General features: G+C 50.2%; 4 protein-coding genes and 4 tRNA genes. 7 read left to right on the top strand and 1 reads right to left on the bottom strand.

Annotated features, from left to right (window positions below; genetic code table 11):
- The first annotated feature begins 82 nt into the window (after window positions 1-82).
- Both murB and birA read left to right on the top strand, forming a co-directional pair.
- A complete protein-coding gene (gene murB / locus N5J69_RS22055; RefSeq protein WP_279772583.1) occupies window positions 83-1120 on the top strand; it encodes a UDP-N-acetylmuramate dehydrogenase in 1038 nt (345 codons plus the stop codon).
- The gene (gene birA, locus N5J69_RS22050; protein WP_279772581.1) at window positions 1117-2076 is read left to right on the top strand and encodes a bifunctional biotin--[acetyl-CoA-carboxylase] ligase/biotin operon repressor BirA; all 960 of its coding nucleotides are present in this window, start codon (window positions 1117-1119) and stop codon (window positions 2074-2076) included. The genes murB and birA overlap by 4 nt, the downstream gene beginning before the upstream one ends.
- Before the next feature lie 42 nt (window positions 2077-2118).
- Here the strand turns inward: birA and coaA are convergent, their stop codons facing one another.
- Entirely contained in the window at window positions 2119-3066 is a 948-nt protein-coding gene (gene coaA, locus N5J69_RS22045; protein WP_033784445.1) for a type I pantothenate kinase, read from the bottom strand.
- Window positions 3067-3822: 756 nt separating this feature from the next.
- Here coaA and N5J69_RS22040 point away from each other — a divergent pair.
- From N5J69_RS22040 to N5J69_RS22020, 5 genes are all read left to right on the top strand, one after another.
- Window positions 3823-3898, top strand: a tRNA-Thr gene (locus N5J69_RS22040).
- A gap of 7 nt (window positions 3899-3905) precedes the next feature.
- A tRNA-Tyr gene (locus N5J69_RS22035) sits at window positions 3906-3990 on the top strand.
- A 190-nt stretch (window positions 3991-4180) separates the two neighbouring features.
- Window positions 4181-4255: transfer RNA gene (locus N5J69_RS22030), tRNA-Gly, on the top strand.
- A gap of 5 nt (window positions 4256-4260) precedes the next feature.
- Window positions 4261-4336: transfer RNA gene (locus tag N5J69_RS22025), tRNA-Thr, on the top strand.
- A gap of 108 nt (window positions 4337-4444) precedes the next feature.
- A partial coding sequence (locus N5J69_RS22020) for a GTP-binding protein (RefSeq protein ID WP_244557183.1) occupies window positions 4445-4678 on the top strand: 234 nt, incomplete at its 3' end.

The raw sequence follows: 4678 nt of genomic DNA, 5'->3' as shown, positions 1-4678 counted from the left end.
CTCATCAGAACCCGCAAAACAGCCTGAGAACCCTTCTCTGATACGGTAAACTACCGCCAGATAACTCAGTAAAGGCCGTTAAATGTCCAGCCAGCATCCCTCCTTAAAAGCCGACAATACGCTTGGGCTTGAAGTACATACACAACAACGCATCGTCGCTGAGACGCCGGAAGCTATTCTGGCTGCATGGCAGGATAGCCAGCGTAATCACACACCGTTTCTTGTGCTCGGTGAAGGCAGCAATGTCCTGTTCCTGGAAGATTTCGCAGGTACCGTGGTGCTGAACCGCATCAAAGGCATCAGAATTCAGGATGAGTATGAGTGCTGGAAGTTGCATGTCGGGGCAGGTGAGAACTGGCATCAGCTGGTTAAAAGCACGCTGGAGAAAGGGATTACTGGCCTGGAAAATCTGGCATTGATCCCGGGTATGACCGGCTCGGCACCGATTCAGAACATTGGTGCTTATGGTGTGGAATTAAAAGATGTCTGTGAATACGTGGATGTCCTGAATCTGCACAATGGACAGACGGAACGCCTTGACCGTGAAGCCTGTGAATTTGGCTATCGTGACAGCATTTTTAAACATCACTATCAGTCCGGCTATGTCATCGTCGCGGTCGGGCTAATCCTGCCTAAGCAATGGCAGCCCGTATTAACCTATGGCGATCTGAAAACGCTGAACCCGGTGACAGCAAATGCCTGGGATGTTTATCACGCGGTGTGCGAGATGCGGCAGAGTAAGTTACCCGATCCCAAAGTCACCGGTAATGTCGGTAGCTTTTTTAAAAACCCGGTCGTCACCGAAGCGCAGTGCAACTCACTGCTGGCTCATTTCCCTGCGATGCCACACTATCTGATGCCAAACGGGGAAACCAAGCTGGCAGCGGGGTGGCTCATCGATCAGTGCCAGCTAAAAGGGTATCGCGTCGGGGGGGCCGGCGTTCACCAGCAACAGGCACTGGTGCTGATTAACGCTGACCATGCCACGCCTGACGATATCGTTGCGCTCGCAAAGACCGTGCGCGCCAGGGTGGGTGAAAAGTTTGATGTCTGGCTGGAGCCCGAAGTCCGCTTTATTCAGGCGCAGGGTGAGTGCAATGCTGTGGGAGTGATCGCATGAAAGATCATAATGTCCCATTAAAGCTGGTCGATATTTTATCGGATGGTGAGTTTCATTCTGGCGAGCAGCTGGGTGAAACGCTGGGCATGAGTCGCGCAGCCATCAACAAGCACATTCAGACATTAAAAAGCTGGGGTCTTGACGTCTATACCGTCACAGGAAAAGGCTACAGTCTTTCTGCTCCGATACAGCTACTGGATGAGCAGGCGATTCTTTCACAGGTCAAGCAGGGCAACGTTTCGGTTATCCCGGTGATTGATTCTACCAACCAGTATCTGCTGGAGCGCATGCATGAGATGCAGTCCGGAGCCGCCTGCATAGCAGAATACCAGCAGGCAGGTCGTGGCCGTCGAGGCCGTCAGTGGTTCTCACCCTTTGGTGCCAACCTCTACATGTCTATGTACTGGCGTCTTGAGCAGGGCCCGGCAGCGGCAATGGGTCTTAGCCTGGTCATTGGCATTATCATGGCTGAGACATTACGTTCATTGGGAGCTGATGATGTCCGTGTAAAGTGGCCTAATGATATTTACCTTAACGATCGCAAACTGGCGGGAATTCTGGTCGAACTGACAGGGAAAACCGGTGATGCTGCTCAGATCGTTATTGGTGCCGGAATTAATCTGGCGATGCGGACAGCCGATGCTTCACAGATTAACCAGGGCTGGATTAACCTGCAGGAAGCCGGCGTCACCGTGAACCGCAACGAACTGGCGGCCTGTCTGATTAACAGTCTGCGCGAGGCCCTGCCGCTGTTTGAGCAGGAGGGATTAACGCCCTTTATCGCGCGCTGGTCGGCGCTGGATAATTTTATTCATCGGCCTGTGAAGTTACTCATTGGCGAACGTGAAGTGCATGGTATTGCGCGGGGCGTTGACAGTCAGGGAGGGTTATTACTGGAACAGGACGGCGAAATAAAGGCCTGGGTAGGCGGTGAAATATCACTGCGACCTGTCTGAATAAAAAAGCCTGCGCTGATGCAGGCTTTTTTATTACCGCTGTTATTTACGCAGGCGAACCTTATCGACCGCATGATCGCCACTTTTGGTCATGATCAGGCTGGCCCTTTCGCGCGTTGGCAGGATATTTTCCTGCAGGTTGAGCCAGTTAATCTCTTTCCATAAGTTGCCTGCTATTTCAACCGCTTCTGCCTCTGAGAGCTGGGCATAATGATGGAAGTAGGAGTCTGGATCGGTAAAGGCACCCTGACGGAATTTCAGGAATCGATTGATATACCAGCTTTGCAGGAGATCTTCTTCTGCATCGACGTAGATGGAGAAGTCAACGAAGTCCGAAACAAAGACATGGTGTGGGTCATGGGGATAGTCCATGCCACTCTGTAATACATTCAGACCTTCCAGAATAAGAATATCAGGCTGCTGAATTACTTTATCGCCATCAGGGATGACATCATAAATCAGATGGGAATAGACCGGGGCGGTCACCTGACTGGCCCCCGATTTCAAATCGGAGACGAAATTGACCAGCCGGTGCATATCATAGGATTGCGGGAAGCCTTTTTTCTTCATTAAGCCACGCTCTTTGAGCACGGCATTAGGGTGAAGGAAGCCATCCGTAGTGATCAATTCCACTTTACGATGTTCAGGCCAGCGGCTGAGCAATGCCTGCAGTACACGAGCCGTCGTGCTTTTACCGACGGCGACGCTCCCGGCAATACTGATGATGTACGGGATTTTCTGGCTATTGGTGCCCAGAAATTGTTCCAGTACGGCCTGCCGCCGAACGTTAGAGCTGATATAAAAATTAAGCAGACGCGAAAGTGGCAGATAAATTTCTGCTACTTCCTCCAGCGAAAGATCTTCGTTGATGCCCTTAAGCTGCGCGATCTCTTCCTCAGACAGTGTCATCGGCACGGAATCACGTAATGCAGCCCACTGCTCACGAGTGAACTCCAGATAAGGCGTTGTCAGGGGGGTTGTTTTATCCATAAGCATGCATCTGACCGCAAATTCATTGCTATCAACCGCGTGTTATCCGATAAGCAGGACAGCACAGGTGACGTGAATCACGAATCGCTGGTTTATCAGTGAGAACAATGGGCTGGAGGGTATCACCAGTAAGGCTTTTAACAGAAGTAAAAAGATAAACCCGATCGTGCTTTCGTCGGCATACCCACAAAACGTTACAGTAACTTTAATTTTTACTGCTTTATCGTTGTTTATGATATTGCAGGCAGGCACTGCAAATGTGAGACGGTTACGCTGCCTGCAAAGTCATCGCTATGCCGATTGCTGAAGCTGTAATAAAGCGCTTATAGCGAGACTGATGCGTGTCTCGCACATACCTCCCGTCAAAGACACAGAATCATTTCTACGGTTCGATTCAGTATTAGTCTTCATAGTGAGAAAGAATACGCATGAGAAAATGGCTGCGCTTTCGACTGACGCACGCCTGTCCATGAGAAAAAGGCGTCAGGTAAGGTCAAAAAATCTTCATTCAGTATGCGAGCGCAAAAAAAAACAGTGCTGGCCGCTCATTTTGTTTGCTCAAAAGAGAGGTGCCGAAAGAATTGTGGTGATGATGGGCTCAGTCTGACCCTGTGAAAACAGGACCATATTGCACAAATATTCTGCACAAAAGGGCTAAATTGAGATGATTTGCACAAATAGTAAGCGATAGAAAAAAATATGCGATTTTTTAGTTGCATCGAGAGCCCGACCTTCCTAGAATGCGCTCCACTTGATGCCGGCTTAGCTCAGTTGGTAGAGCAACTGACTTGTAATCAGTAGGTCACCAGTTCGATTCCGGTAGCCGGCACCATCAAGTAGGTGGGATTCCCGAGCGGCCAAAGGGAGCAGACTGTAAATCTGCCGTCACAGACTTCGAAGGTTCGAATCCTTCTCCCACCACCATCTCAGCCTCACGGTTGAGCACAGATAGACAGCCTGTTTATCTGTCAGGTGAGTCATTTATCACCCTGAATTCAGACTGAGCGTTAGCGAAGTCAACGTCTGTCAGCTTCGCTGGCAGACAGTAGATAGCAGAGAAACATTCACTGTTATCTGCAAGCTACAGAAAGAACAGGTAGCCGAGTTCCAGGATGCGGGCATCGTATAATGGCTATTACCTCAGCCTTCCAAGCTGATGATGCGGGTTCGATTCCCGCTGCCCGCTCCAGATGTGCTGATATGGCTCAGTTGGTAGAGCGCACCCTTGGTAAGGGTGAGGTCCCCAGTTCGACTCTGGGTATCAGCACCACTTCCTTTAATCTCCCTCCTGATTTTCTCTGTAACTTCCTTGCAGTCAGGCATTGCCTGGTTAATGTGATGATATCATTGATATATCCGTGTCTTAGAGGGACTAGCGATGGCTAAAGAGCAATTTCAACGTAACAAACTGCACGTAAACGTGGGCACCATCGGTCACGTTGACCACGGTAAAACCACCCTGACTGCAGCTATCACTACCGTACTGGCTAAAACCAACGGCGGCCAGGCTCGTGCATTCGATCAGATCGACAGCACGCCTGAAGAAAAAGCCCGCGGTATCACCATCAACACCGCACACGTTGAGTATGAGACAGCTTCACGTCACTACGCT

Origin of the sequence: Pantoea sp. GD03673 (assembly GCF_029844725.1) — a bacterium.
Classification (GTDB): Bacteria; Pseudomonadota; Gammaproteobacteria; order Enterobacterales; family Enterobacteriaceae; genus Pantoea.
Note: the sequence above shows the minus strand (reverse complement) of the source record. Positions and strands in the feature narration are given on the sequence as shown.